General features: G+C 50.7%; 25 protein-coding genes and 1 pseudogene. 7 read left to right on the top strand and 19 right to left on the bottom strand.

The window, feature by feature from the left end:
* Positions 1-90: 90 nt before the first annotated feature.
* Together CBE73_RS21210 and CBE73_RS21205 are read left to right on the top strand one after the other, a co-directional pair.
* Positions 91-777, top strand: a complete 687-nt coding sequence (locus CBE73_RS21210; protein WP_094095938.1) for a response regulator transcription factor — start codon at positions 91-93, stop codon at positions 775-777.
* Positions 767-2,236, top strand: coding sequence for a sensor histidine kinase (locus CBE73_RS21205; RefSeq protein WP_174704786.1), 1,470 nt, complete (start codon positions 767-769; stop codon positions 2,234-2,236). Before CBE73_RS21210 ends, CBE73_RS21205 begins: the two co-directional genes overlap by 11 nt.
* Positions 2,237-2,323: 87 nt before the next feature.
* Here the strand turns inward: CBE73_RS21205 and CBE73_RS21200 are convergent, their stop codons facing one another.
* Both CBE73_RS21200 and CBE73_RS21195 read right to left on the bottom strand, forming a co-directional pair.
* Positions 2,324-3,226: a LysR family transcriptional regulator gene (locus CBE73_RS21200; RefSeq protein WP_094095936.1), complete on the bottom strand. Its 903-nt coding sequence runs from the start codon at positions 3,224-3,226 to the stop codon at positions 2,324-2,326.
* Between the two features lie 295 nt (positions 3,227-3,521).
* Positions 3,522-5,225 carry a methyl-accepting chemotaxis protein gene (locus tag CBE73_RS21195; protein WP_244905507.1) on the bottom strand — a complete coding sequence of 568 codons (1,704 nt, stop codon included), beginning with the start codon at positions 5,223-5,225 and terminating at the stop codon, positions 3,522-3,524.
* Positions 5,226-5,591: 366 nt separating this feature from the next.
* Here CBE73_RS21195 and CBE73_RS21190 point away from each other — a divergent pair, with 366 nt between their 5' ends.
* Both CBE73_RS21190 and tnpA read left to right on the top strand, forming a co-directional pair.
* On the top strand, positions 5,592-6,551 hold the full coding sequence (locus tag CBE73_RS21190; RefSeq protein WP_094095934.1) for a zinc dependent phospholipase C family protein: 960 nt from the start codon (positions 5,592-5,594) through the stop codon (positions 6,549-6,551).
* A gap of 216 nt (positions 6,552-6,767) precedes the next feature.
* Entirely contained in the window at positions 6,768-7,241 is a 474-nt protein-coding gene (tnpA, locus tag CBE73_RS21185; RefSeq protein WP_068693347.1) for an IS200/IS605 family transposase, read from the top strand.
* Between the two features lie 181 nt (positions 7,242-7,422).
* Here tnpA and CBE73_RS21180 read toward each other — a convergent pair whose 3' ends face one another.
* The 3 genes from CBE73_RS21180 to CBE73_RS21170 are packed head-to-tail and all read right to left on the bottom strand — an operon-like array spanning position 7,423 to position 11,112.
* The gene (locus CBE73_RS21180; RefSeq protein ID WP_094095933.1) at positions 7,423-9,408 is read right to left on the bottom strand and encodes a PTS fructose transporter subunit IIABC; all 1,986 of its coding nucleotides are present in this window, start codon (positions 9,406-9,408) and stop codon (positions 7,423-7,425) included.
* 40 nt (positions 9,409-9,448) lie between these two features.
* The gene (gene pfkB, locus CBE73_RS21175; RefSeq protein ID WP_094095932.1) at positions 9,449-10,363 is read right to left on the bottom strand and encodes a 1-phosphofructokinase; all 915 of its coding nucleotides are present in this window, start codon (positions 10,361-10,363) and stop codon (positions 9,449-9,451) included.
* Between the two features lie 2 nt (positions 10,364-10,365).
* Positions 10,366-11,112 carry a DeoR/GlpR family DNA-binding transcription regulator gene (locus CBE73_RS21170; protein WP_094095931.1) on the bottom strand — a complete coding sequence of 249 codons (747 nt, stop codon included), beginning with the start codon at positions 11,110-11,112 and terminating at the stop codon, positions 10,366-10,368.
* A gap of 242 nt (positions 11,113-11,354) precedes the next feature.
* On the opposite strand from CBE73_RS21170, the gene CBE73_RS21165 reads away from it, so the two are divergent.
* Positions 11,355-12,509, top strand: coding sequence for a glycosyltransferase family 4 protein (locus CBE73_RS21165; RefSeq protein ID WP_094095930.1), 1,155 nt, complete (start codon positions 11,355-11,357; stop codon positions 12,507-12,509).
* A gap of 95 nt (positions 12,510-12,604) precedes the next feature.
* On the opposite strand, the gene CBE73_RS21160 is transcribed toward CBE73_RS21165, so the two are convergent.
* From CBE73_RS21160 to CBE73_RS21140, 5 genes are all read right to left on the bottom strand, one after another.
* On the bottom strand, positions 12,605-13,342 hold the full coding sequence (locus tag CBE73_RS21160) for a glycerophosphodiester phosphodiesterase (protein ID WP_094095929.1): 738 nt from the start codon (positions 13,340-13,342) through the stop codon (positions 12,605-12,607).
* Between the two features lie 175 nt (positions 13,343-13,517).
* Positions 13,518-14,522, bottom strand: coding sequence for an oxidoreductase (locus tag CBE73_RS21155; protein WP_094095928.1), 1,005 nt, complete (start codon positions 14,520-14,522; stop codon positions 13,518-13,520).
* Complete coding sequence (locus CBE73_RS21150) at positions 14,509-14,922, bottom strand: MerR family transcriptional regulator (protein ID WP_094095927.1); 414 nt, start codon at positions 14,920-14,922, stop codon at positions 14,509-14,511. The genes CBE73_RS21155 and CBE73_RS21150 overlap by 14 nt, the downstream gene beginning before the upstream one ends.
* Before the next feature lie 156 nt (positions 14,923-15,078).
* Positions 15,079-15,462 (bottom strand): GIY-YIG nuclease family protein, encoded by a 384-nt coding sequence (locus tag CBE73_RS21145; protein WP_094095926.1) that lies wholly within the window; start codon positions 15,460-15,462, stop codon positions 15,079-15,081.
* Between the two features lie 37 nt (positions 15,463-15,499).
* Complete coding sequence (locus tag CBE73_RS21140) at positions 15,500-15,979, bottom strand: DUF6530 family protein (protein WP_094095925.1); 480 nt, start codon at positions 15,977-15,979, stop codon at positions 15,500-15,502.
* A 329-nt stretch (positions 15,980-16,308) separates the two neighbouring features.
* On the opposite strand from CBE73_RS21140, the gene CBE73_RS21135 reads away from it, so the two are divergent.
* Entirely contained in the window at positions 16,309-17,280 is a 972-nt protein-coding gene (locus CBE73_RS21135) for a nucleoside hydrolase (protein WP_094095924.1), read from the top strand.
* Positions 17,281-17,362: 82 nt separating this feature from the next.
* On the opposite strand, the gene CBE73_RS22250 is transcribed toward CBE73_RS21135, so the two are convergent.
* The 4 genes from CBE73_RS22250 to CBE73_RS21125 all read right to left on the bottom strand — a co-directional run bounded on the left by CBE73_RS22250 (position 17,363) and on the right by CBE73_RS21125 (position 20,069).
* On the bottom strand, positions 17,363-17,509 hold the full coding sequence (locus CBE73_RS22250) for a hypothetical protein (RefSeq protein ID WP_174704622.1): 147 nt from the start codon (positions 17,507-17,509) through the stop codon (positions 17,363-17,365).
* A 43-nt stretch (positions 17,510-17,552) separates the two neighbouring features.
* Positions 17,553-17,729, bottom strand: coding sequence for a hypothetical protein (locus CBE73_RS22245; protein ID WP_174704785.1), 177 nt, complete (start codon positions 17,727-17,729; stop codon positions 17,553-17,555).
* A 243-nt stretch (positions 17,730-17,972) separates the two neighbouring features.
* Positions 17,973-19,160, bottom strand: coding sequence for an alanyl-tRNA editing protein (locus tag CBE73_RS21130; RefSeq protein WP_094095923.1), 1,188 nt, complete (start codon positions 19,158-19,160; stop codon positions 17,973-17,975).
* Between the two features lie 228 nt (positions 19,161-19,388).
* On the bottom strand, positions 19,389-20,069 hold the full coding sequence (locus CBE73_RS21125) for an O-methyltransferase (protein ID WP_094095922.1): 681 nt from the start codon (positions 20,067-20,069) through the stop codon (positions 19,389-19,391).
* A 121-nt stretch (positions 20,070-20,190) separates the two neighbouring features.
* Here CBE73_RS21125 and CBE73_RS21120 point away from each other — a divergent pair, with 121 nt between their 5' ends.
* Positions 20,191-21,096, top strand: coding sequence for a LysR family transcriptional regulator (locus CBE73_RS21120; protein ID WP_094095921.1), 906 nt, complete (start codon positions 20,191-20,193; stop codon positions 21,094-21,096).
* Between the two features lie 197 nt (positions 21,097-21,293).
* On the opposite strand, the gene CBE73_RS21115 is transcribed toward CBE73_RS21120, so the two are convergent.
* From CBE73_RS21115 to CBE73_RS21095, 5 genes and pseudogenes are all read right to left on the bottom strand, one after another.
* On the bottom strand, positions 21,294-22,709 hold the full coding sequence (locus tag CBE73_RS21115; protein ID WP_094095920.1) for an ABC transporter substrate-binding protein: 1,416 nt from the start codon (positions 22,707-22,709) through the stop codon (positions 21,294-21,296).
* An 86-nt stretch (positions 22,710-22,795) separates the two neighbouring features.
* A complete protein-coding gene (locus tag CBE73_RS21110) occupies positions 22,796-23,620 on the bottom strand; it encodes a carbohydrate ABC transporter permease (RefSeq protein ID WP_094095919.1) in 825 nt (274 codons plus the stop codon).
* Positions 23,617-24,579, bottom strand: coding sequence for a carbohydrate ABC transporter permease (locus CBE73_RS21105; protein ID WP_094095918.1), 963 nt, complete (start codon positions 24,577-24,579; stop codon positions 23,617-23,619). Before CBE73_RS21105 ends, CBE73_RS21110 begins: the two co-directional genes overlap by 4 nt.
* Before the next feature lie 381 nt (positions 24,580-24,960).
* Positions 24,961-25,842, bottom strand: a complete 882-nt coding sequence (locus tag CBE73_RS21100) for a carbohydrate ABC transporter permease (RefSeq protein WP_373286399.1) — start codon at positions 25,840-25,842, stop codon at positions 24,961-24,963.
* A gap of 24 nt (positions 25,843-25,866) precedes the next feature.
* A pseudogene (locus CBE73_RS21095) lies at positions 25,867-26,769 on the bottom strand (ABC transporter permease).
* Between the last annotated feature and the right edge of the window lies 1 nt (position 26,770).

Genomic DNA, 26,770 nt, shown 5'->3' with positions numbered 1-26,770 from the left:
AAGTTTGCTGAAGCGAGATTTCATTCCTTTTTCATTATTAAGTGGTATTCTTTCTAAAGGAATTATGGAAATAAAGAAAGGGACCTTGTCATGAGAATATTGCTTGCAGAAGATGATCTCCGCCTCGGAGAATTGATCGCCCATATGCTTGAGAAAAAAGGATGCCATACTGTAGAGTGGGTAACGGATGGCTTGTCCGCTTTGGATTTTGCCCTCGCCACCACCTACGATCTGCTCATTCTGGACTGGATGATGCCGGGGAAAGATGGTACGGATATTTGTATAGAACTGAGGAAAAAAAGTTACATGGGAGCGATCCTTATACTGACTGCCCGGGATGCGCTCGTGGACCGGATTGAAGGACTGGATGCCGGCGCAGACGACTACCTGGTTAAACCTTTTGAAATCGGCGAGCTGCTCGCCAGAGTACGGGCGTTGACCCGGCGGAACTTTGCTCCGATCCAGGAGGAAGAGCATGAGATTGCAGGCATGGTCCTGAACCGAACTAATAAGACGGTGTCCGCTGGCGGCAAGGATGACACCCTCACTGTCCAGCTGACGCCTCGGGAATTCCAGCTGCTGAACCTGCTGCTTCAAAACTCAGGGATTACGCTGACTCGGGAGGTTATTCTTGACCGCATCTGGGGATTTGATGCCGATGTCGGCCCCAAAACGATTGACGCTACCGTTAAGCTTCTCCGCAAAAAGCTGAGCAGCTTCGGCAATGAGGAGCTTATTCAGAGCATACGGGGGGTCGGCTATAAAATTGAAGGATAAGTGGGCAATCCTTAAACAGCATCTTCTTCATGGGGATGTATTCAAACGTACGCAAAATAAGTTGACCCTCCAGTATAGCACCGTCTTAATCGCATTTTTGATTCTGTTTGTGTCCGCCGTTTACGCGCTGCTCTATTTCCTGCTCATCACCGAGCAGAAAAACGAGCTGAGCAGCTGGATAGACGATAAAACACATCTTTTTCACGAATCCATGGAGCATACGGGGAACTACAGCTTTGCCGAGAATCTGGAAAGCGGTTATGCGTCTGTCTCGGCACAGACGATTAGTTACCTAGTGACGACAAACGGTCAGCAGATCTTCGGCAGCAATGCAAGTCCGGAATTATGCCAGTCCATTGCCGCTTCAGTTTCCGGCTGGAAGCCCGAAGGCGAAAACATCCGTTACAAAACTTTATTTCTGGAGGAGTCCGAACGGAGGCTTGCCGAGCGCAAACACGGGGAACGCGATTTTGATTTCGATTCCACTGCCCGCCCGGGTTACTCCGGCTCCGATCCTTCCGGCTCGGACTCGGCTTCAGACCCAGGCCGGACGCATGATGTCCGGATGCTGCTGGCCGTCAAAAACATTTACGACAACAGCACCCTGCTCGGTACTTTATATGTAGGCAAGGACGTAACCTCCCAATATGCTCTGTTCAGGCTGCTGTTTATGGTTCTGGTCGTCATTGCGTTTCTGTTCTGCGGACTAGCTGTATTTCTAAGCCGAAAAATGTCGGTCCGGGCGATGGTTCCCATCCGCACGGCTTATATGCGGCAAAAAGAATTTGTAGCCGATGCTTCTCATGAGCTGCGCACGCCGCTGAGCATCATTCAGGCCTCCATTGACACATTGGAAATGGATGAAGAGCTGGAACAGGATACCTTTAACCGTAAGGTTCTCGGCCACATGAAAGAAGAGGCCAAACGGATGACAAAATTGCTCGGCGGGATGCTTACCTTGGCACGCTCCGATTCGGAGGCTACACAACTAAATCTCCAATCAGTGGATTTAAGCGAGGTGGCAAGGCTGACGATAGAAGCATTCCTGCCACTGGTCAATATAAAGTCTATCATGCTGGATCTGGAGATCCCGGAAAGCTGCGTTGTTCAAGCGGACGGGGAACGCCTTAAACAGCTAATGATCATTTTACTTGACAACGCGCTGAAATATACGCCGGACGGGGGAAAGGTAAAGCTCTCCATAGTGGTTAGGGAAGAAAAGCGGCGTACACTGCACCTATCTGTCAAGGATACCGGCATTGGAATTCCGGTCGAGGAACAGCAAAAAGTGTTCGACCGCTTCTACAGGGTCGATAAATCCCGTACGCGTGACCTAGGGGGGCATGGACTAGGCTTATCTATTGCCAAGTGGATCACCGAGGCCCATGGCGGACGGCTGGATGTGGAAAGCGTGCCCGGCCAAGGCAGTACGTTTACAGTATCCCTGCCGGCCGGGTAAAGCGGAGAATGTGTAAGACATGAGCACAGCGATTAAAAAGGGAGCTTCCGCGGCTCTGATGAGTCTGCGAAATGCTCCCTTTTCCTTTTATAATGGCACAAATTCCTTCAGCGCTTCAACATAGGCAAGACCCAGCTTGGACAAGGCGGCGTCTTTGTGCCTGATCCAGCCGACGTTAATCGTCTCGTCCGTGGCAAGCGGAACCGCGATAATATCGCGGCCGTTTAATTCGGCGCTGAGCACGCCGGTTGAAATCGTGTAGCCGTTTAGCCCGATCAGCAGGTTAAAGAGCGTAGCACGGTCGTTGACCCGGATGCTTTTCTTATGAGATAAGGTGCTCAGAATCTCCTCCGAGAAATGAAAGGAATTATATTCCCCCTGATCAAAGGATAGATACGGATAATCCTGCAGTTGTTCGATCTGCACGACCGACTGGCGCGCAAGCGGGTTCTTAACGCTGATGAAGATATGCGGACGGGCGACAAACAGGCTCGTAAACACCAGCCCGGCATCCTTCAGCAGCTTGTTGATGACCTTGGTATTAAATTCATTCAGATACAAAATGCCAATCTCGCTGCGCAGCGTTTTGACATCGTCAATAATTTCATAGGTTTTCGTTTCCCGCAGGGCCAGCTCGTATTCCTCATGTCCGTGATCCTGAACCAGCTTGACAAAGGCGTTGACCGCAAAAGCATAATGCTGGGCCGATACCGAAAAATGCTGCGGAGACGGTTTGGCGTTCAAATACCGCCCTTCCAGAAGCTCGGCCTGCTCGACGACCTGCCGGGCGTAACTAAGAAACTCTACACCATCTTTAGAGAGGATAATCCCTTTGTTCGTCCGCTCAAATATCGTAATCCGCAGCTCTTCCTCCAGATCTTTGATCGCGTTGGACAAACTCGGCTGGGTAATAAATAACCGTTTGGCCGCTTCGTTCATCGAACCGCGGGTCGCAATTTCAATGACATATTTCAGCTGTTGTAAAGTCAATCTGCCTTCTCCTTCCCTTGCAGCAAGAGCGGCACGTTAACGTGCTACAATGCTTATCCCCTTATCTACCTATCTACTTATCCTTTTAAATCTACTTATCTTCTTCTCCACTTGGCTCTATTATATAACAGATCACGCTCATAGACTTCCATATCAGGCAGCAATCCACATTCTGCGAACGAACAAATGATCAAACGCAAAAACGATCAAACATTCGAAACTTAAAATGGGCAAATCTTCAAATAATCAAATGCAAAAACGCGGCCCAAAGGGCCGCGCCGCGTCGAATTACACCTTACACCTTAAAACGTTCAATGGAAGCTTGAAGTTCTTGAGCCAGACCGCTCAAATGGCTGGCAGATCCGCTGACTTCCTCCACAGAAGCCAACTGCTCCTGAGCCGCAGCCGCTACGCTTTGCGAAAGCTCTTTGGCATTGTCGGCAATATCAGCTGAGGTTTCGGCCGAAGCAAGCACTTCTTCCGAAGAGGCCGACATCTGCTCCGTAACAGCGGATACGTCCTGCAGCTGCGCGGAAAGCTCGCGGATATTTTGCAGGATATTCTCAAAGTTGTGACCTACATCACGCATAGTTGCTTGTCCAGTTTGCGCATATTGTTTACTGCTCTCCATTGTGCTGAACAACTTCGACGTATCGTTTTGAATTTCCCCGATCAGCGACGAAACATTATTGGCCGACTGTCCGGTTTGTTCTGCAAGCTTCTTGACTTCTGCTGCAACGACGGCAAATCCTCTGCCTTCTTCTCCAGCGCGGGCTGCCTCGATAGCTGCATTCAGCGACAGCAGGCTGGTTTGAGCAGCAATATCATTGATGGTATTGGTGATATCTCCAATGTTCTCGGACTTCCGGTTAAGCTCTTCTACCGCTTGAGCCAGATGAACGACGGACTCATGAATTTGTTCCATTTGCTGTATCGCTTTGGTCACATACTCATGACCGGTCACCGCGTTATGCTCCGATTGACGAGAGGTTTCTACCAGTTCTCCGGTAGACTCTGCAATCCTGCTAATGCCTTTGGTCATCTCCTGCATGGTCCGGCTGACTTCTGCAGAGCCGCGCGCCTGTGAATCCGTCCCGTCGCTGATCTCCTGGATCTGTCTGGAGATATGCTCCGTCGAGCTTGCCGCCGACTCGGATACAGCCGTCAGCTGTTCGGAGCTGGCGGCAAGCATCGCCGACTTTTCGTTAACTTCTATAACCAGTGACCGCAGCGAATTCACCATCTGATTAAAAGATAAGGTAAGCTTTCCCGCTTCATCCTTATATAAATAAGTCCCTTTAACCGTTAAGTCTCCGCCTGCGGCTTTCTCCATCAGCTTCTCCAGATTGGCGAGAGGGCGGGTAATAAGTCTGACCAGCATAAAGGCAATCAATCCTAGCAGCAGAACAGCCAAGACCACCAAGGCAATACTGACAGTTTTAGCCGTTTTGCCGGCGGACACACTCTCGTCATAATGGTTCTTGGAATCCTGATCCGTATTTTGGGTCAATACATCTATCGATCTTTCGACGGCTGTTTTATTAGGTATGATTTGATTGTTGTAAGTCTGATAGGCTTCATCATTTTTATTGGATAACCCGAGTGCTACCATCTGATCGGTATCTTTGACGAGCCGTTGGAACTGATCCATCAAACTTTCATATTGAGTTTGCTCCGCCTTGTCATTGATCAGCGTTTTATACTCTTCCAGCAGAGTTTGGTTCGACTTCATCATATCGTCATAGTTTTTGTTCAAATCATGATTCTGATTCTCATCCTGCGTAAGAACCAAACTTAAAACATCATTAATAGCCACATTGAAATTAGACTTCAATTCATTGATCATTTTGACTTTCATCAAGCTCTGCTCATACAGCACTTTAGAGTTGTTCACAGTAAGGTTCACATAATAATAGCCTGTCCCGCCAATCAGCAGTAGAAAAACAATCGCAGTCAGATTCAGAATCAGCAGTTTCTGGCGGATTTTCAAATGACGCAAGTTAAACCTTTTTAACCAATTCAACCTATTCAACATGACTTCTCCTCCACGGACAGCTTGCCGCTGGTTGCGGTTCTATCCTTTTATCTTTCTCATGGTTTCTTTAGACTACTTAAATATCGACTAAATTTGATAATTTCTTTATCTAGTTTTGTAAATTCCACGTAAAATTTTGAGTATGAAGTCCCAAAGCCTTCGAGTTTAATATCTAAAAACGTTTTGTCCCTAGACAAAATACCCAGAAAAATACATTTACTCCTAAATGGACAAGTAGGTCTTCTTTAACAAGAAAGCCGAACTCGCTTCACGTTCTTTTAACATGCGGGAGTTAAGCTGAGAGTAACCTAGAGCCGGAGGAGAGATTCTATGCCGACAATTTGGATGCACATTGAATATGGAAGAAGGCTTGCAGAGGAATTCCGGGGTCAGCTTTCCTTTCTCCACGGGCTGGAAGAGAACAGAGTTTTATACCAGCTAGGCTGCCAGGGCCCCGACTTCCTGCTGTATCACCGATTTCTCCCTTGGTATAGAAAAAGCAGCGCAGCCCGGCTTGGCGATCTCATTCACCGTCAGAGCTGCGGCCCAGTTCTGATCGAATTCTGGCAGCGTACGCGTTCTCTTCCGGTTTACTTAAGAGGATCGGCGCAAATTTATTTTCTCGGATTCCTGACCCATCATCTTCTGGATCGGAATATGCATCCTTATATCAACTGGAGAGCCGGCTACAAGCAGCGGCATCATCAACGATTCGAAGTGGCTTTGGACACGGTGTTTATGAAAGAATTCAAAGGCATCAACACCTGGCAGACGGATACCTCAAAGGAAATTGATGTCGGGCCGCGGCTTCCAGCCCATATTCATGATATTTTGCATCAGACCGCTATGTCATGGTTTCCGGAAATGTCCATTGACGCGGAGAACTGGCAGGGCGCCTACAAAGATATGTTACTTGCCCATAAATGCCTTTACGACCCGGCTGGCTGGAAGAAAGCCATCATTCGGGGGCCGATTCATAAGCTGTTCTACCAGCCGCTTAGTGCGGAGGAAGAAGAACATGATTATTTGAACCTTAAACATACTTCCTGGCACCACTCCGCGCTTTATTCCGAAGTCCGCAGTGACAGCGTCTGGGATCTTTGGGATCAGGCGCTTGAGGAAGGACGGCTGGTGTTTCATACTCTGGCTGACTTCATCTCGGCCCCTACCGCTTCAGAAGCCTCCCGCCATCTCGGCAATCTGTCGCTTGTGCTGGGCAACCGTTCCTACGATACCGGCAAAAACTGCGGCAGCAATCTGGTCAACCTCTATGCGGAGCCTATTTGGTAAACCCGGCCGTTTGGAAGTTCTGGCCGGGCACGAGCATAAGAAAACCGGCAGCCAAAGGCTGCCGGTTTATTGTTATAGGCTTTAGCCTGTTGAGCGCGTGAAACGTGCGAAATATAAAACCACCCGCTATGCGGGTGGAGGGATCTAGGGTTACACCAATAAGACCATCCGGATAAAATTGAGATGTTCAGGCTCAATTCGAAAGGATGGTCTTATATGGCAAATAAAAATTTTAGTTTAGCGCACACAAAGTGGATGTGTAAGTATCACATTGTGTTCACCCCGAAGTATAGACGTAAAGAGATCTACAATCAAGTGAGACGAGATCTAATTGAAATTATGAAGCGTCTATGTAAATACAAAGGAGTCGAGATCTTAGAAGGCCATATGATGCCGGATCATGTCCACATGCTGGTAGCGATCCCACCGAAAATATCTGTATCTTCCTTTATGGGCTATCTAAAAGGGAAAAGCGCACTCATGATCTTCGAAAAGCATGCCAATTTGAAGTATAAGTATGGGAATCGGAAATTCTGGGCGGAAGGCTACTACGTAAGTACAGTAGGGTTAAATGAAGCCACCGTCGCCAAATACATTCGAGAGCAAGAGGCACATGACCAGGCAGTAGATAAGCTGAGTGTAAAAGAGTATGAAGATCCATTCAGCAGCAACAAGAGCAAGAAAAAGTGAAACCAGTTTAACTGGTAAGTGAAAGAGACAAATAACACTGAGCCTGAACGCTTTGTGGTCAGGCTAGCGTCTTTAGGCGCAGTTTGGCAACAGGGGGTTATACCCCTAGTGCAAACCACCCGTTGGACGGGTGGTTCTGATTTTTTCCCAAATGCTCTCTAATCCCTACAACATCCGCCGTTTATTTCCGTAAGGCCTGCTGTTGTCCGGGCCCCAATGCTTTCTTCCAAATGCCCAGGATCAGGCCGGAGATTACCGCACCAATGGCAACCGCCAACAGGAACAACAAGGCATGGTTAGCCAAAGCTGCTACAAAAATGCCGCCGTGCGGAGCCGGGATGTTGATGTGCCAAAGCTGAGTCAGGCCACCGGCTACCGCAGAACCCAGAATGCAGGAAGTAAGCACACGCAGCGGATCGGCCGCCGCAAACGGGATAGCGCCTTCCGTAATGAAGGACAAGCCGAGCACGTAGTTGGTAATGCCGGATTTTCGCTCGTCTTCCGTAAATTTGCGTTTGAACAATGTCGTTGCAAGCGCAATGGCGAGAGGAGGAACCATGCCGCCTGCCATAACGGCTGCCATCATCGTACCGTTGGTATTGCCGCTTGAAGTAAACACGCCGATGGCAAACGTATAAGCAGCTTTATTGAAAGGACCGCCCATATCGATGGACATCATGCCGCCCAGAACGAGGCCAAGCAAGACGGCATTGCCGGTGCCCAGGTTATTCAGACCGGATACCACCCAATCGTTGATGGTGCTGAAGACAGGGTCAAAGATGTAATACATGATTACGCCGGTAATCAGCAGACCAACGACCGGATACAGGAGGATCGGTTTCAGGCCGTCCAGCGTTTTCGGCAATCCGGCAAATACTTTGCGTAGTCCGATGACGATGTAACCGGCGAGGAAACCTGCCGCCAGGCCGCCAAGGAAACCGGAATTCGAGTTGACCGCCATCAGGCCGCCGACCATGCCGGGCATCAGAGCCGGACGGTCGCCGATGCTCATCGCGATAAAGCCGGCCAGGATCGGAATCAGGAAGTGGAACGCCCCGTCTCCACCGATCGTCATCAGCAGTTTGTAAATCGGATTGTCCGCCCCTCCTACCTGTTCAAACAGGAAGGAAATCGCGATCAGAATACCGCCTCCGACTACAAACGGCAGCATGTGGGAAATCCCGTTCATCAAATCCTTGTAAATTTTGCTGCCGACACTCGTTTTGCCTTGGCCGGAATTAGTGTCTTGCCCGGCTTTGGCTCCGGTGCTGCGATAAACCGGCGCATCCCCCCGCACCGCTCGTTCAATGAGCTCCTGCGGTTTGCGGATTCCATCGCTTACCGGTCTCTGCAGCAGCGGCTTGCCGTCAAAGCGGCTCATTTCGACCTGTTTATCAGCGGCGATAATAACGCCTTTAGCCCTGCGGATTTCCTCGGCGGTCAGCACGTTTTTGGCGCCTTCCGAGCCGTTGGTTTCCACGCGGATCTGAACGCCGAGCTCGGCCGCTTTTTTCTTCAAAGCATCTTCAGCCATGTAGGTATGGGCAATGCCCGTTGGACAAGCCGTCACGGCAACCACAAAATCATCGGATTCGTCAGACAGGGCAGCGCTTTGCCCGGTTTTGGCTTTGGATGACACGCCGCCGGCATTCGCTCCAGACTGCCCGGATTTTGGAGCATCGTTTTGAGCATTGTTTTGAGATTCGGCTTCTTCCTGCTGTTTCCCGTTAAACAAAGCCGCTACTTCGTCCGGTGTGGAAGCGGCCTGCAGCTGTTCAATGAAACCGCTGTCAATCAGCAGCTTGGAAAGCGAAGCCAACGTCTGCAAATGTACGTTTCCTGCGCCTTCCGGCACGGCAATCATAAAGAAGAGCGTTGCAGGCTCTCCGTCCAGCGTATCGTAATCAACTCCATTTTCGCTTTTGGCAAAAACAACCGTCGCTTCGTTAACCGCCTTCGTTTTGGCATGAGGCATTGCAATGCCTCCGCCAATACCGGTGCTGGCCTCCGCTTCCCGTTTCAAAATCATTTCCTTGAACAAAACCGGATCGTTGATCCGTCCGTGCGCGGCCAGACTGCTGATCAGCTCGTCGATGGCCGCTTCTTTCGTAACTGCCTTCAGATTCATAATCATCGTTTCTTTAATCATCAGGTCCGTGATTTTCATGACTTGTTCCCCCTAGCTGATTTTGGTTTCCCTGCACCCGTTAATTCCACTTCGTAATTTTGACCTGCGAACGTAATTCGCGGATATAATCCCCGGTAGCCAGATCATCGGAAAAGGCGGTTGCGCTGCCGGCAGCCACCCCTGTCCGGAAAGCTTCCAGCAAACCTTTGCCTTCGGTCCATGCACTTATAAACCCGGCGATCATGGAATCCCCTGCACCAACGGAATTTCGTACCCGGCCGGCCGGCACATTGGCTTCGTAAGTCTCTGTGTCTGTAAGCAGCAAAGCGCCGTCTCCTGCCATGGAAACGAGAACGTGCCGCGCTCCCAGCTCAAGCAGCTTGCGGCCGTAAGCGGCAACTTCGGATTTGTCCTCCAGCGTGACGCCAAACAGCTCAGCCAATTCGTGGTGATTGGGTTTGATCAGAAGCGGCTTGTGCTTCAAGGCGTTCCTTAATGCTTCGCCCGTGGTATCAATAACGAATTCCGCGCCCTTCCGCTGGCATGCCCCGATCAATCGGTCGTAAAAATCTTCTCCCAGTGAGGGAGGTACACTCCCCGAAAGCACCAATACGTCGCCTTCGTTCAGAGCATCCAGCTGCCGCAGCAGCTGCAAGGCCTCCTCTTCACGGATGGCGGGTCCGAGCCCGTTGATCTCCGTCTCTTCCCCATGCTTCAGCTTGATGTTGATCCGGGTATCCTCCTGGACCTGGACAAAACCGGTCCGTATAGATTCGGCTTTCAGGCAATCTTCTACGTAACGGCCTGTAAAACCGCCGATAAAACCAACCGCGGTATTCTCCGTACCGAGCCGGTTCAGCACCCGCGAGACATTGATGCCTTTGCCTCCAGGCAGCTTCAAATCCCTTGTCATCCTGTTCAAGCCACTCAGCTTGAAGTCTTCCACTTCCACGATAAAATCGATGGAAGGATTCAGCGTTACCGTATATATCATGGTTATCCCTCAATTATGTTGGTTTTCTGTGCGATGGAGGTTCTCCAGCGTTCCGGCACCCTATCGGTAATCAGCTCCGCTTCCTCCAGGTCAAACAGCTTGGCGAAAGTGATTTCGCCAAATTTGCTGGCATCCGCCAGCACATAAGTTTGGCCGGACAATTCATGGGCCCTGCGTTTGATCAATGCTTCTTCAGGATCTGGAGTCGTATATCCCAATGCGGGATCCACCCCGTTTGTGCCGAGAAAACATTTATCAAACCGGAAATTTTCGATATTCTGGAGCGCAATGCTGCCTATTACCGCTTTCGTATGCGTTTTCATCATTCCGCCTAACAAATAGCTGCGAATCTGTTTGCTCACCAAGGCTTCCACATGGGACAAGCCGTTCGTCACAACCGTGATGTCTTGGGCTTCAATGAAAGGAATCATCGCCAGAGTTGTCGTTCCCGCATCCAGATAGATACATTCCCCGTCCTGCAGCAGCTTGGCTGCCATTCGGGCGATGGAGGCCTTTTCTTGAACGTTTTTGAACGTTTTCTCTTCAATGCCCGGTTCTTTCCCTTTCTCTCCAGGCAAGCTGGCTCCCCCATGAACCCGCTTGAGCAGCCGCCTGCTTTCCAAATCGACTAAATCCCGGCGGATAGTGGATTCCGAAGCACCTATCAAATCTACCAGCTCCTGCAGCTTTACGATCCCCTGCTCATGTAAGCGTTGTAGAATTAAGTTATAACGTTCTTCTGTCAGCATATTCATACCTCCAACTGCTTTTATCATAACATAAAATCATTCAAAATCAATCACATTCATTCAAAATAATTCAAAAACTTTCAGCTGCTCTAACCAGGAGATCCGGCGCATATGCTGAAAGTAGACGAAGTATTCCTTTTCCATGAATTTAAAAGGATTTTTATTGCCTTAACATCCATTTGATCTGTGCTGAATATTTGAGGATTAAGATAAGGGGAATACGAGTAGTGAGGAGGTCATCCATGCGATTAGCCTTGTTTACGGACACCTTTTTCCCGCAGACGAACGGTGTTGCTTTGACGCTCAACCGGCTGACCAAACATTTGGAACGCAGAGGCATCGAACATCTCTTGTTCACCCCGAAATCGGCTCCGGAGGAACAGTATGCCGGCTCGATCCGCCCGATTGCAAGCATTCCCTTCCTGCTCTATCCGGAATGCCGTCTGGCACTGCCGAATCTGCCAGCCATCCGCAAGCAGCTTGGCGATTTCCAGCCGGATCTGCTTCATATGGCGACTCCGTTTAATCTCGGGTTATGCGGGCTTCGTTATGCCCACAGCCATAACCTGCCTCATGTCATCTCCTACCATACTCACTTTGACCGGTATCTCGAATATTACCGCCTGCAGAAAATCGTTCCCCTGTACTGGAGATATATGAGATGGTTTCACCAGACCTGCGACACCACCTTTGCCCCCTCCCAGGAAACGATAAATACGCTTCGCATGCAGGGATTTCAGCGGCTTCGTCTTTGGTCCCGCGGCGTAGACTGTACGTTCTACACTCCGGATGCACGCAGCATTGACAACGTCAAGGAACGCTACGGGATCACCGCCCCGCTGCTGCTCCTGTTCGTCGGCCGGATTGCGCCGGAGAAGGATATCACCACGTTGGCCCAGGCCATGCAGCAGCTGCCGGACAACGTCCGCTCGCAGGTGCACCTGCTGGTGGTCGGCGACGGACCGATGCTGCCCGAACTGAGAAGCCAGGTCCCGGACAACGTCACCTTCACCGGGTACAAACACGGCGAAGAGCTGGCGGAGCTGTACGCCTCCGCCGACCTGTTTGTGTTTCCGTCCAGCACGGAAACGTTCGGGAACGTCGTCCTGGAAGCAATGGCTTCCGGACTGCCCGTTATTGGCGTGAATGCAGGCGGGGTCAAGGATCTCGTTATGCCGGGCGTTACCGGCAGCCTCGTGGAGCCGCGCCGCGCCGATGTGCTGGCCGAAGAGATCAGCAGGCTCGCGGCGCTGCCTTCCCTGCTTGCTGATATGGGGCGTGAAGCGCGCAACCATGCGCTCCGCCAATCCTGGGAAAGCATCTTCGACGGCCTGATTCGGGATTACGAGGAAGCCATCGAAACGAGACGGGCAAACCGGGAAATTAAAACAGGCTGATTCTGGAGCAAAAAAATCCCTCCTTGCTGAACTTGCAGCAAGGAGGGATTTTTTTCATTTAAAAGCGTGCGCCTGACCATTTTCCTAACGTGACTTTACTTGTTCTTCACCTGCAGCAGGCTGCCGAGCTTGTCGGGATAATCGGTGATGATGGCCGCAACGCCGGCTTCTAGCAGCCGCTTCATGTCCTCTTCCTTATTAACGGTAAAAGGATGGTAAGCGATGTTCTGTTCCGCCGAAGCCGCCACCCATTCAGGCAGCACGGCAAAGTAGTGAGGATGCAGCGCATCCGCCCCCAAACCGGCCGCATATTTCCAAGGCTCATATAAACCTTCCATGTATAACACGCCTGTCCGGATTTCCGGTGCCAGCTGTTTGCATTTCACCAGCGAATAATGATTAAAGCTGGAAATAATGATCCGGTCGCTTAATCCGAGTTCGCGGACTTCCTGGATAACGGCTTCTTCCAGCCCCGGATATTGCACGATCCCGTTCTTCAGTTCAATATTGACCTGGACAGAGGTCGGCAGCACCAATTCCAGCAGCTCGCGCAGCGTTGGCACCCGTTCTCCGGCAAAAGATGGGTCATACCAGGAGCCTGCGTCCAAAGTGCGGAGCTCTTCCAAGGTCACGTCTTTGACCAGCTTCGGCGAACCGGCGGTTCTTTGCAGCCCTTCGTCATGAATAAGCACCAGATGACCGTCAGCCGTCATTTGCACATCAGTTTCGATGCCGTTTGCGCCAAGCTCAATAGCACGCTTGAACGCTGCCATCGTATTTTCCGGACAATAGCCGGATGCTCCCCTGTGGGCAATATTTAAAAAGTTGTTCACCAGATTACCTCCATGTTTACGAATGAGTACAAACTATTTTATCGCCTCAAAATTTAGAGAAATCATGACTTATGTAAAATGTTATCGCTATTCCTTTAATATTATGAGGAAATCAATAAGAAAAAGCATCCCCGATTAACGGAGACGCCTTTTCTGTAATCCTGCTTGCACCGGGTTAGTTTGTTTCAAAATTTACGCCCGTCAACTGCTCGCTGACGTTCCATAACTTGGCAGAGGCTTCCGGGTCAACCGCCCAGGAACAGACGCCGGACATATTCGGCTCGCCTTCTTTCCCGGGTTCAACCTGGCGGGCGATATCCACGTTTTCGCAATAAACGCCGCCCTTTCCGTCCAGCATCGGACTCACTGCGCACCAGACGATGGTCGCCGCGCCTTCGGGAACCGTTTTCCGCTCATTGTCATAAGCAGCGTATCCACGTTCGCCTTGCCCGTTAACTGCCCCCATCGCCATCAGCTCATCGTCAGAAAGATGACGGGCCAGATCCGTAAGGATGCTGCCTGGATGCACCGAAAATGCCCGCACCCCTTCTTTTTGGCCCCTGCGGTCCAGCTCTACCGCAAACAACGCGTTAGCCGTTTTGGCCTGCCCGTAAGCCGCCCACTTGCTGTAAGGTTTATTTTTAAAGAACAAATCGTCGAAATCTACGCCTCCAAGCCGGTGTCCTTTGGAGGATACGGACACCACTCTGGCGCCGCCGGCAGCTTTAAGCGCGGGCCACAGCCGGGCCGTCAATTGGAAGTGCCCCAGGTGGTTCACGGCAAATTGCTGCTCATACCCGCGGCTGTCATAAGCCTCCTCCGAAGCCATGACCCCTGCGCTGTTGACCAAAATATGCAATGGCCGTCCGGAGCGGACAAACCGCTCGGCAAAAGCGTCGATCGAAGCCGGATCCATCAGATCCAGCATTTCCAGCTCCACCCCGGGAATCGAAGCCAGAGCGGCCTTGGCTTTCTCAGGCGTACGCGCCGGCACGATCACCTTGGCTCCTGCAGCGGACAATACCCGCGTGGTTTCAAGCCCCAGTCCGGAATAACCGCCCGTGACGATGGCGACCTTCCCTTCTAAATTGACCTTCCCAACCGCCTCCGCCGCCGTTGTGCGCGGTCCGAAACCGGTATTCAGCGGCTCCTGAGGTGTAATCGTGTTATTTGTGTTCATGTTGATCTGCTCCTTTCGATAACTTGCCGTCTTTCACTTCCTGGAAATGCTCCAGCTTGTACTTCAACAAATCCAGCGTGGCCTTCCATTCCTCAATTTCCGATTCAACGACCTGCCGGTGCTCGTCCAGCAGGGCGTAGCATTTTTCCTCATTCTGTACGTTATAAGCTTTAATATATTCCTGAATCTTCTTAAGCGGCATGCGCGTGTTTCTGAGATGAGTGACGAACACGATTTTGCCTAAGTCCGCGGGACTATACTCACGCTGCCCGCTATATCCGCGTTCCGGCGGAAGAATCAGCCCGATTTTCTCGTAATACCTGAGCGTATCCGGCGAAAGACCGGTCTGTTCGGCAATTTCGGCAATGGTGTAGGACCGGTTATGATCAAACCCGTACACTTGGCGACCTCCCCTGCTATGGCTTGAAATTCGGTTAACACGATCATCATACCCGTTGGAGTGAACTCCAAGTCAAACCCATAAATTTACAAATCAATTCCTTTTATAAAAAAATCGCTCCCTCTTATTCAGAGCAGAACGATTTTATCTATTCCCTTATTTTGGACGTTTATTGTACCCTTGATCCCCGAACGGCTGAAGCTTCTCGAGCCACATATCCAGCAGCGCTTCGAGCTCTCCTTTATATTTCTGCAATCCGGCGGCATCAGCAAAATCTTCATCCGGCTTGATCTCATCCAGCTCTTCGAACACAAAGCTTGCTCCGCCGTACCGGTTCCAGTCCTGCTGCAGCGCGCTCATGCTGTTTACGTTGTTCTGCTGGGTAAAGGCCAGACGGTTGCGGGCGCCGTCCAGATCCATCGCGGAAGCGACCAGTATTTTTCCGTTCTCCGTATTCCGGATTTGATAAATGCCCATTCTGCGAAACGTCTGGGTGTACTTGGATGCCAATTCCTTCTTTCGCTGCTTATCCAATGACACGAGTAGCCCCTCCCTTGTTTTAAAAAACTCTTTCGATTTAATATCCCATTTCCTTTAAAATGCGCGAAAGCGTCCGCAGGCGTTCTCCGAGCAGCTCGCTGTCGTCGCTAAGCGCCTGGCTGAACAGTTTGATATCTTCCTTGATTTTGTCGTTGTCCGTAGCCACCGCAACCGTCATCGCGTCCCCCTGCAGGCCGACGCGGTCAATGATGGGATTCTCCGGATCATATAAATCTTCATACCGGTACGCTTCACGAAAATGGGCCATGCTGCTCGTCACCAAAATCGCCAGGTCGAGCACCCGGTGGAGCGGCAGCTCCTCTGACTGTCTCGACCATTTCTCCCCGGTGTACCGCCAGACTTTGGCGGAAATATCCACCTTGCCGCGGTCGTTCCATTGGGCCAAGCCTAGGGACAGCCCTTTTGCATCGGTTTCCCCGGCGTATCTTCCGTCCACGTTTTCATAATTTTCGGAGACGATAACCGGCTTATGTTTAAGACTGGTAGGAATTTTCATATAGATGCCACCTTCGATTTATTTACTTTCACCAAATTAGGGATTTGGTTGTTTGGTCATTCATTTGGTCATTCGTCCGTTTGTCATTCGCTCGTTCATTCGCTTGTTTACTAATTTACTAATTTACTAAATCCATGAGTTCATTTTATCCATACCAAACATCCCTTGTCAACCCGGGCCGCTCCAAACAGACCGCTGCTTACCCAATTAAGCTCTATTAAGCTTTTTCCGCGTAGGCTTGTCCTCTTCTGCCGTTTCCCTGATAATAGGACGGGGATCCTTCCCATACATCGCATCTTATTTTTCGTTTATAGTTGGAGGAAATACATATGAATAAGCAACGTATGATTCTGGATGCGGACACCGGCATTGACGACGCGATCGCGCTTCTTTATGCCCTGCTTTCGCCTGAAATCCAAGTCGAGGGCATCACGACCTGCTTCGGCAATATCGATGTCGAGCAAGCCACGGACAACACGTTAAAATTATTAAAATTAGCCGGCTTGGAAAATAACATTCCCGTCGCCAAAGGGGCCGCTCATCCATTAGAACGAACCGAAGTCCGGTTCTCCGAGCATGTTCACGGGCACAACGGCATCGGCGGCGCCGAGCTGCCCGCATCCGGTCAGCAGGTGATCGGCCAGTCGGCAGCCGAATACATCGTGGACATGGCTCATAAATATCCCGGCGAAATTACGCTGGTTACGCTCGCCCGCATGAGCAATCTGGCGCTGGCTCTGGAGCTTGATCCCGGCATTGCCCGCATGTTCAAACAGGTTGTCGTTATGGGCGGCAGCGTCCTGGTGCCCGGCAACGTATCTCCGGTGGCCGAAGCCAATTTCGCCGGGGACGCCGAAGCGGCGGCGGCTGTTTTTCAGTCCGGCATGCCTTTGACCATCGTCGGACTTGACGTCACCCTTCAAACGCTGCTGACCCGGCATCAGCTGGGATATCTGCTGGAGCATGCACCGGCTGATAAGCAGCCGATCGTGGCTTTCCTCCGGGATTCACTCGAGCATTATTTCCGGTTCTACCAGGAAGCGAACCACCTGATCGGCGCCTGCCCGATGCATGATTTGCTGGCCGTTTTGGTCGCCGAAAATCCCAGCCTGGTTACCATCCAAAATCTGCACGCTTTTATTGCAACGGAAGGTGAGCATGTAGCCGGCATGGTCGTTACCGACCGGAGAGCCAAACCGCATGTCGGGCAGCCGATCGATTTTTGCCTGGGCGTTGACGGAGAACGCGCCATCAACCGGATGATGGCTTTATTCCTGAGCGGGCAGCCGATTCCTGACTGAGTGCCCGGTTCCTGCACAAAAAGAGGGTGTTCCCAAGTTTACTTTGGGGACACCCTCTTTTCCATTTGCCTAAAATTCCAGGCTACCGGTTCGTTACATCCGTTCTTACCACGCCGACGTCGGAAGCGTTGATCGCAATCGGATTGCCACCCTGCCCGGTGCGGGCTGACGAGGATTGCTTGACGGTGACCGAGATTTTTTTCTTTCGGATGCCAGTGCGTTTTCTCATCGCCATTGTCACCCCCTCTCCGGGACTAGAGCGTGCAGAGGCCTTATTTCCCGGACCGGGGTTTGGCAGTGGCAGGTTTAAAAATTTTGACGTTCACCGCGTTGCTGGCCAGTGCATTGCCGTTTTGGGTGCGGGCAAACGCGTTTTGATAGATCTTGATGACAATAAAATGGTTTCTGTCTACTTTATATTTATAGACCTTTGTGTAGGAGCCTTTCATCTCTTCACCTCTCGTACCTCCAGCAGGGAATGTACTGAAGTATATGTCCGCCTGCCTGGCAGCGCTCGGGCCAATAGAACCCTGCGGGAAAAAGGGCCAAAAGACTCCGAAATCCGCCTAACCTTCCCTTAAAAAAGAAAAAGCCGAAACGCAAGCTGATGCTTGAGTTCCGGCTGCCGCCCAGATGACAGTGAGATCCGTGTCCACCTGACCTGTTTAAGATCAAACCTTAAGAGATGTTCCTTATACTTGGACAGCCTCTTGTGCCGCTGTTAACGCAAATTGATAAAAACGCACCGCCTCTTCCCGGCTGCCGAATCCGGCTTGAGCCAGCTTGTCGCTTCCGCCGCCTTTGCCCTGATATTCGGCTAAGTGGGCTTTAAAGAAAGCGCCGCAGGAGAGTTTCCCGTTCCCACTGTAGGCAAGCACCACCTTGTTGTCGCCGCCGGTCAGGAACAGGACAGGAAGACCGCTGTCCGCCGCCAGTTTGACGGCCAGATTCTGGGCGTCCTTAAGCGTTTTTCCCTCAAAAATATGCCCGATCACGCCCTCGTTAGCCGCCGTCAGCAGTTCCTTCGCCAAGTATTGGTCGTTCTGCTCCTTCAAGGCCGAGAGCTCCGACTTCTGTGCCTGCTGTTCCTGCTCCCATTTGGCGAAACGGTCTAGGATTTCCTCTTTGCCGGTATTAAATTTGGCGGCCAAAGCGTTCAGGATAACCAGATTATCGTTGAATTCTTTAAGCGCCCGCCCTCCGCATTTGAAGTAAATCCGGGTATGGCCCTTCTGCTTCTCCGCTTTCAGCAGCTTGATTATGCCGATGGCCCCTGTTGACGAAACATGAGTCCCGCCGCAGGCATTATATTCAATGCCGTCGATTTCCACAATCCGGATGTTGCTCGTGACCTTCGGCTGTTTAACGAGCGGCAGCGAAGCCGCTTCCTCTTGGCTGACGAAATAACCGCTGATCTCCCGATCCGCATAAATTTGCCGGTTAACCTCCTGCTCCAGCGCCTCCAGCTGCGCCGGGCTCAATTCCGGGGCCTCCACGTCGATAGTCGCATAATCGTTCCCCATGTGGAAACTTAAAGTCGTCGCTCCATGCAGGCTCAGGCAGACGGCGGAAAGCAAATGCTGTCCGCTGTGCTGCTGCATATGGTCGAACCGCCGCGCCCAATCTAAAACGCATCGAACCTCGGTTTCCTCCGGAAACCTTTCGACCCGGTGCCAGATGGCCTCCTTTTCATCAACCTGTACCTCAAGCACCGGAATCCCGTTGATCACCCCGGTATCCCAAGGCTGGCCGCCGCCCTCCGGATAATAAGCCGTCTCCTCCAGTTGGACGTAATAAGCACCCTCACGCTCCTGTCTGTCCGTAATCGCTGTTGTCCATTCCCGTAATCCGGCATCGCCGTAATATAGTCTAGTCGTCATAGATGGTTGTCCTAGTCCTTTCCTCGGCAGGCTCTTGGGCAAGCTTCCAGCGTAATCTCGTCGGCCTGTTTGCCTGTTTGCCTGTTTGCTCGTTTGCCTGCCTGTTTACCTGTTTCTCCTATTCTAGCTTAATTCAAATCGATATGATAATCCTTCTTTAAATATTGATGAATTCTTTTAAAATCCGCTGGCGGCAGCTCTCTTAACGCCTTATGCTTCCATTTCCGTTTAACGTGCGGGACCATTCACAATCCCCATCATAAACCCGTCGTAACCTTTACTCCCTACGGTTTGCAGCGCAGTTGCGGTGATACGGGGGTCTTTGGCCAGCATATCGAAAAAGGTCTGCACCCCTCTTACCCGCGAATCCTCGCTGTTCGGATTCAAAATCTCGCCGCCGCGCACCACATTGTCCCCGACAATAACTGTTCCGGGGTGCGAAAATTTCAAGGCCCACTCCAGATACCCCGGATTGTTTGGTTTGTCGGCATCGATAAAGATAAAATCAAAATCGCCGGCCCGCTCCTGTTCCATTTTCGCAAGCTCATCAAGCGCCGCTCCTACCCGGATTGTCACCTTGTCGCTTACGCCCGCCAGCTCCAGATTCTGCTGGGCTACCTCTGCATGATGAGGATCATATTCCAGCGTGACCAGTTCGCCGTCTCCCGGAAGAGCCCTAGCCATCCAAACCGTGCTGTAGCCTCCCAACGTGCCGATCTCCAGAATCCGTTTTGCCCCCTGCATCCTTACAAGCAGCTGCAGCAGCTGCCCCTGATTAGGCGCAACGTCGATTTCGGGGAGTGCGGCTTCTCTGTTGTTTTGCAGAATCCGCTTCAGCACTTCATCCTCGGCGACCAAACGATCGGCCATGTAGCGGTCCACTTGTGTCCATAATTTTTGCCATCCCATTTTCATCCGCTCCTTGTTTTCGTTGTTCTTTACACGTATAGTGTATGGGAACAAAAACAATAAATATAATATATCTTTTATTCATAATCATATATATAAGTTATGAAAGGAGTTATTCCCGTTGAATCTGCATGCTTTGCGTCTGTTCCATATCATTGCTTCGTCTGGCAGCGTAACCCGGGCTTCCGAGCAGTTGAATATCAGCCAGCCGGCCATTACCGCGCAGGTGAAGAAATTCGAGAAGGAGCTTGGTTTAAGCCTGCTGAAACCCCAGGGGAGAGGGATTGCCCTGACGGAAGCCGGTGAGAAATTAGCCGCCCACGCGACGCGCCTGTTCGCCGTTGAACAGCAGATCGAACAGCTGGTTTCGGATTACCAGTCCGGCGCCAAAGGAGCCATAAGGCTCACGGCTACCTATCTGCCCGCAAATTTCCTACTCCCCGCCTGGATCGCTGGATTTAAACAAAAATACGAGCAGGTCGAAATGTCCATCACCACCACCAACTCGGCCGGTGCTATGAAGCTGCTGCTAAATATGGAAGCAGACATGGCTGTGTTTGGAGGCGCAGCGGAAGAGTGGGAGGAAAGCATCCAAATGGAGCAGCTGTTCGAGGACGAGCTGTGGTTTGTCGTCTCTCCCCAACATCCTTATGCAGGCCGGCAGGTCAGCTTGGAGGAGATGGTCAAACAGCCTTTCGTCATGCGCGAAGAAGGAAGCTCCACCCGGGAGCGTTTATTTTCCCTGTGCCGCACCTATAACCTGCCTTCTCCCCGCGTGGCCCTGCAGTTTAACGGCCTGCATGAAGCCATTACCTCCGTCGTGGCCGGTTACGGAGCCAGCTTTGTTTCTTCGCTGGTGGTCCGCGATTATGTTGAACGCGGCGCGTTATGCAGGGTGGACGTGGAGGGGATCCGGCTCCGGAATATCATCGGCGTTTGTACCCGGAGAAATGAACCCTTAACTGCCGCGGCTGATCACTTCATCCAGATGATCCGGCAGAGTCCCTATGTGCAAGCCCCGGTATAAAGCCCCTCCCCCTCCTTGACCCGTCGATCTTCCATGGCTTCCTTGAAGTGAGGCTTCCCCATAAGAAAAACCCCCCGGCCTGTCTGCAAAGAAGGAACATTGCCTTCCTGCAGTCTGGCCGAGGGATTCGTCATTTTTTTGCTTATCTTCTTATCTTGCCTAACTTCTCATTTTGCAGCTTCTAATTTCTGCTCAGCTTACTGAACAGTTTTATTGTATTGGGCAAGCTTGTCAGTAATTTGTTTAGCAGCTTCATCCAATGCTGCTTTTGGTTCCTTCTGACCGTTCAGCACCGCTTCAATTGAACCTTCCACGATTTGACGGGCTTCAGGGAATACGCCCATCACCGCACCGGAAGTAGCTGTAGATTCCGTAGAAGCGTGAAGCTGGTCAACAGCCGTTTGGAACTGTGGATATTTGGCCATGTTGTCTTTCAATACCTGTTGGTCGTAAGCTGCTTTAGTGATCGGAAAGTAGCCGGTATTTACGCTCCATTTGGCTTGTACTTCAGGCGTTGCCAAATATTTGATGAACTCCCATGTTGCTTTTTGTTCTTCTTCAGGTTTGTTGTTCATGATATACAAGCTGGCACCACCTACTACAACGCCGCCTTCTTTGGCATCCGCTGGTCTAGGCAGGAAACCTGTACCTACTTCAAATTTACCGCCTACCGATTGAACGATATTGCGCAGCGAAGCTGTCGAATCCAGCGTCATAGCGATTTGTCCCGCAGCAAATGCAGCGTCGGTATCGTCTGTTTTACGTCCCAGGTTGGAGACGGCTTTCTCGTCGAGCATCCGTTTCCACCATTCCATCGTCTTCACACCAGCATCGGAATTGAGCAGCGATTCCGTTGCGGCAGCTTGGCGTCCATTGCCATTGTTAACGTAATCCGCGTTTTGATTGGCGAAGAACTGCTCCATAAACCAGCCGTAAATCGCGATCGATGCAGCTGGTTTGCCGTTTTTAGCCAAAGCCTTGGCGGCTTTCTCGAAATCTTCATACGTCTTCGGCGGGTTCTCTGGATCAAGGCCTGCGGCTTTAAACGCATCTTTGTTGTAATAAAGAATCGGGTTGGAAGTATTAAACGGCATCGCATTCAGTTTGCCGTCAATAGTATAGTAACGGGTAATGTTTGGCTCCAATTGGGACAGATCATAATTATCTGCATCAATAAATTGTTGAACCGGCGTAATCAATTTGGAATCAATCATGAATTTACTGCCGATTTCGTAAACTTGCATCAGGTCAGGACCACTATTCGATCCGATCGAAGCTTTGAGTTTGTTCAAGCTTTCGTCATAGGCACCCTGGAAAACAGCTTCTACCTGGACGTCCTGTTGGCTTGCGTTAAAATCAGATACGATCTCGTTAATCGCCTTCTCGTTAGTTCCCGACATGGAATGCCACCATGTGATCTTAACAGGGGCTGGGGCTGCAGTTGCAGCAGCTGCCGTACCGGAATTGTTGCTGGCCGCGCCTGCATTGCCGCCACCGTTGTTCGAACTTGCGCCTGCATTGCCGTTTCCGGAATTGGAACCGCATCCTGCCAAAGCTACTGTCAAAGCCGTAGTCAGCAGCAGCAAACTTTTCTTAAATCGAAACCCCTTCATGAACAGATCTCTCCCTCAGTTTTTGTATATTTATTTGTTTATATGAAGCGGCGGAGACCGCTTGATACCTGATACCTAGATTGAACTCAACCTTTGAGAGCTCCTGCCGCCATTCCGCGAACCAGCTGCTTTAAGCCAAAAATCAACAGAATCAGGGACGGCAGAATCGCCAGCGTAATGCCGGCGAACACCAGATTCCAGGAGGTTGTCTCCTGAAATTCGAGCATCGAAATGCCGATCTGAATGGTTCTCATCGGTTTGCTGTTCGTGATGAGCAGCGGCCACAGATAAGAGTTGTACATATTCAGGAAAGAATAAACGGCAAGTGTGCCAAGCGCCGGCCGGGACAAAGGCAGCATATGGAGCAGGAAATAGCGGAAATGTCCGCAGCCGTCCATTTTAGCCGCTTCAAACAGCTCTTTCGGAATTTGCAGAAAGAACTGCCGCAGCATAAAGGTGCCGAACGCCGTCGCCAGAAACGGAAGGGTCAAGCCTTGATAAGTATCCAGCCAATCCAGACCACGAACCGTCAAATAGTTCGGAATCATCGTGACTTCCCAAGGGACCATCATCGTCGCAACAAACAGGCTGAACATTAATCCCTTGCCCTTAAATTCCATCTTGGCAAAAGCGTAAGCCGCCAAACTGGAGGTTAGGAGCTGGCCCACCATCACAATGGCGGACACCAGAAAGGTATTCCCGATAAACACGGCGATAGGTACGATATGGAATACTTCCTGCATGTTCGCTAAATGAAACGTATGCGGAAACAGGCTGGGCGGATAGGCACTGGCTTCAGCCTGTGACATGACAGACATAAACAGGCTGTAAACCACCGGATACAGCACCATGACGGCTGCCACAAGGAGCAGCAGATAGGACAGGGCTTGTGCGGCTGTAAACTTTTTCATTGATAGTGCACTTTCCTTTCCACCCATTTAAACTGGATTAATGTCAGCAGCATGATGACCAGGAACAGCATGATCGCTTGCGCACTGCCCGTTCCGAAGCGGAAATTGATAAAGGATTCCTGATAAATCGAATATACGAAGACGTTGGTCGCATTTACCGGTCCGCCTTGTGTCAAAATATTGATTTGACCAAAGGACTGGAACGCGCTGATCGTCGATACCACCAGGACAAAAAACAAGGTCGGCGACAGCAGCGGCATCGTAATCTGGAAAAAGACTCGCAGCGGTCCTGCTCCGTCGATCTTGGCGCTTTCGTAGATTTCATCAGGCAGCCCCTGCATACCGCTGGATAAAATGATGTAGTTGAAGCCCAAATTCATCCATATGGTCATAATGGAAATGGACAACAGCGCCCAATGCGGATCGATCAGCCACTGAACTGGAGTCATGCCCACCTTCTCGAGCAGGTAATTCAGCATGCCGAGCGTTGGATGGAACAGAAACTTCCAAATCACGCTGGCGGAGCCAACCGAAATGACCATCGGAAGCGAGAAGGCAAATTGAAAGAATCTTTTGCCGCGCAGCAGATTATGTGTCAACGCCGACAATATCAAGGCCAGCAGAATGCCGGTAGGAACCGTCAACAAGGCAAACAGCGCCGTAATTTTTATTCCACTGATAAATAATCCGGATGAGAATAAATCCGCAAAATTATCGAATCCTACAAAAGCGGCGATACGACCGGTAGGGTCTGTACTGTGTAAACTGAGATAGACCGACTTAACCAGCGGATAGAACAGAAAAACGATAAATAAAATCAGGGATGGCGCTAGAAACGTATAGGCCAGGGCGTTTTCTTTAAATCTCAACTTCTTCAGCGACGCCGTTCGACTATAGGCAACCTCAGCCGCTGGTTTCCCTTGGATCGGTAAATTCAGCTGATTGTCCAGCTCGCTCATCACGAGGCCTCCTTAAACTTTTCAATAGTGATGTTGTTGGGCGAAGCATTGTCCTACTCACTATAAATCTCGTTTGTTAAGATAAATTCACGAGAATTGTTTGTATATGTAAAAAAATATTTAGTTTGTAAACTGGGAGAAAAAACGTTTTTCTACTATGCAAAAATACCCGCAGACCGGGAGCCGCTCTTACTTTCGGCGTCCCGGCCTGCGGGTATTGGTTTAAGATAAGATCTTTGTTATTGCCTGACTTGAAGCCTGGCTAACCTTTCATACGGTTTCCCGCCGGTTGTCCAAACAAAGCTCCAGGAATATCTCCAGTTCCCATCCTGCTTCCCGCTTTCTAACGTATTTTCCAACACCTTCTATTCTCCCTATCCTTTATTCTTTAATAGATCCAAGCAGTACACCTTTAACGAAATAACGCTGCAGAAACGGGTATAAAATCAGAATAGGCACGGTGGCGACAATGATTGTAGCGTATTTGATCGTCTCCTGAATCAGGCTTTTATCTACGTCGTTATAGCCGGAAATCATAGAATCGGTCGAGTTGGTAATCAGAATTTCCTGCAGCACCAGCTGCAGCGGATACAAATCGCGGTTCCGCAAATAAATCAGTGCATCCATGTAGGAGTTCCAGTGTGCTACACCGTAAAACAGTGTCATGACGGCCATAATCGGCAGCGACACCGGAAGAATGACACGGAACAGGATCGTAAAATCGTTAGCTCCGTCGATGCGCGCCGATTCCTCCAGCGCCACCGGGATCTCACGGAACGAGGTGCGCATGACCAGCAGGTTCCAGGTGCTGATGGCCGAAGGCAAAATCATCGCCAGCCGGGTATCGAGCAGCCCTAAGTTTCTCATATTCAAATAACCCGGAATCAATCCTCCTGAAAAAAACATCGTAAACGTAATCGCAAACATGATCGGTCCCGTGAATCGCACACCTCTGCGCGATAAAGCATACGCAGCAAAAGAAGTCAGCAGCAAATTCAGTGCAGTGCCTATAATCACGTAGACCAGCGTGTTGATATAACCTGTGCCGATCATCGGATTATGAAACACCTGCGTGTAGGCCTCCAGGCTGAAGCCTGCCGGAAACAGCAGCAGGCCGCGCCGCTGAATCAGCTCCGACGGATTGCTCATCGAAGCAAAAAATACGTACAAAAACGGATATAACGTAATCAGTACAAGAAAAAGCATCATAATCACATTGAAAGCGTCAAATATCTTTTCCCCGCGACTGGCCAGCTGTTTCACGATGCCACCTCCCTGAACATTCGATCACCATAAGCTGCTGCTGTTGACCCTGCGGCTGACCCGGTTGACCGTAACAAGCAGCAGAAAATTGATGACATTGTTAAACAGTCCGATCGCTGCTGAGAACCCGTAATCCATCTGCAGCAGCCCCCGTCTGTATACGAAGGTAGAGATAACGTCCGCCGTGTCGTAGGTAGTGGAATTATACAGCAGCAAAATCTTTTGCATATCCCCACCGGACATCAGGCTGCCGAAACGCAGAATCAGCATAATGACGATAGTCGGCATGATGCAGGGGATCGTGATGTTGATCATCTGACGGAAGCGGCCTGCTCCGTCCGTCTTCGCGGCCTCGTACAAACTTGGATCAATGCCGGCAATCGCCGCCAAATAAATGATCGACCCCCAGCCAACCCCCTGCCAGATATCCGACGACACGTAGATCGTTCTGAACCATTCCGGCAGGATCAGGAACGTTCGCGGCGTTATGCCTAGCAATTGCAGCGCCTGATTGATCAGTCCGTCACTGGCCAGGAAATCCACCAGCATGCCGGAAACGATGACAACTGAAATAAAATGGGGCAGGTAGGTGATGGATTGGACGACATTTTTGAAAATACGGCTCCTCAGCTCATTGAGCAGCAGTGCCAGCAGGATCGGAGCCGGAAACCCGAACACAAAGGTGTACAGGCTCAGCAGTACTGTATTGCGGATCAGCCGCCAGAAATAATAACTGTCATAAAATGAAATGAAATGCTTAAATCCGACCCAGTCACTGCCTCATATGCCTTTAACCGGTGAAAAATCCTTGAAGGCAATCTGCAGCCCGTACATGGGCAGGTAAAGGAAAATCACATAGTAGACGATAACGGGAATGAGCATCAAATAGATATATTTATGGCGTGCCAGGTCCTTTAGCAGCTTCATG

The organism is Paenibacillus physcomitrellae, from assembly GCF_002240225.1.
GTDB classification, from domain to species: Bacteria; Bacillota; Bacilli; order Paenibacillales; family Paenibacillaceae; genus Fontibacillus; species Fontibacillus physcomitrellae.
Note: the sequence above shows the minus strand (reverse complement) of the source record. Positions and strands in the feature narration are given on the sequence as shown.

Bases quoted from the DNA above. Each gene is read 5' to 3' on its own strand.
- CBE73_RS21210 (WP_094095938.1), top strand. From the start codon at position 91: ATGAGAATATTGCTTGCAGAAGATGATCTCCGCCTCGGAGAATTGATC.
- CBE73_RS21190 (WP_094095934.1), top strand. From the start codon at position 5,592: ATGCCGACAATTTGGATGCACATTGAATATGGAAGAAGGCTTGCAGAG.
- tnpA (WP_068693347.1), top strand. From the start codon at position 6,768: ATGGCAAATAAAAATTTTAGTTTAGCGCACACAAAGTGGATGTGTAAG.
- CBE73_RS21180 (WP_094095933.1), bottom strand. From the start codon at position 9,408: ATGAAAATCACGGACCTGATGATTAAAGAAACGATGATTATGAATCTG.
- pfkB (WP_094095932.1), bottom strand. From the start codon at position 10,363: ATGATATATACGGTAACGCTGAATCCTTCCATCGATTTTATCGTGGAA.
- CBE73_RS21170 (WP_094095931.1), bottom strand. From the start codon at position 11,112: ATGCTGACAGAAGAACGTTATAACTTAATTCTACAACGCTTACATGAG.
- CBE73_RS21165 (WP_094095930.1), top strand. From the start codon at position 11,355: ATGCGATTAGCCTTGTTTACGGACACCTTTTTCCCGCAGACGAACGGT.
- CBE73_RS21155 (WP_094095928.1), bottom strand. From the start codon at position 14,522: ATGAACACAAATAACACGATTACACCTCAGGAGCCGCTGAATACCGGT.
- CBE73_RS21140 (WP_094095925.1), bottom strand. From the start codon at position 15,979: ATGAAAATTCCTACCAGTCTTAAACATAAGCCGGTTATCGTCTCCGAA.
- CBE73_RS21135 (WP_094095924.1), top strand. From the start codon at position 16,309: ATGAATAAGCAACGTATGATTCTGGATGCGGACACCGGCATTGACGAC.
- CBE73_RS22250 (WP_174704622.1), bottom strand. From the start codon at position 17,509: ATGAGAAAACGCACTGGCATCCGAAAGAAAAAAATCTCGGTCACCGTC.
- CBE73_RS22245 (WP_174704785.1), bottom strand. From the start codon at position 17,729: ATGAAAGGCTCCTACACAAAGGTCTATAAATATAAAGTAGACAGAAAC.
- CBE73_RS21130 (WP_094095923.1), bottom strand. From the start codon at position 19,160: ATGACGACTAGACTATATTACGGCGATGCCGGATTACGGGAATGGACA.
- CBE73_RS21125 (WP_094095922.1), bottom strand. From the start codon at position 20,069: ATGGGATGGCAAAAATTATGGACACAAGTGGACCGCTACATGGCCGAT.
- CBE73_RS21115 (WP_094095920.1), bottom strand. From the start codon at position 22,709: ATGAAGGGGTTTCGATTTAAGAAAAGTTTGCTGCTGCTGACTACGGCT.
- CBE73_RS21110 (WP_094095919.1), bottom strand. From the start codon at position 23,620: ATGAAAAAGTTTACAGCCGCACAAGCCCTGTCCTATCTGCTGCTCCTT.
- CBE73_RS21105 (WP_094095918.1), bottom strand. From the start codon at position 24,579: ATGAGCGAGCTGGACAATCAGCTGAATTTACCGATCCAAGGGAAACCA.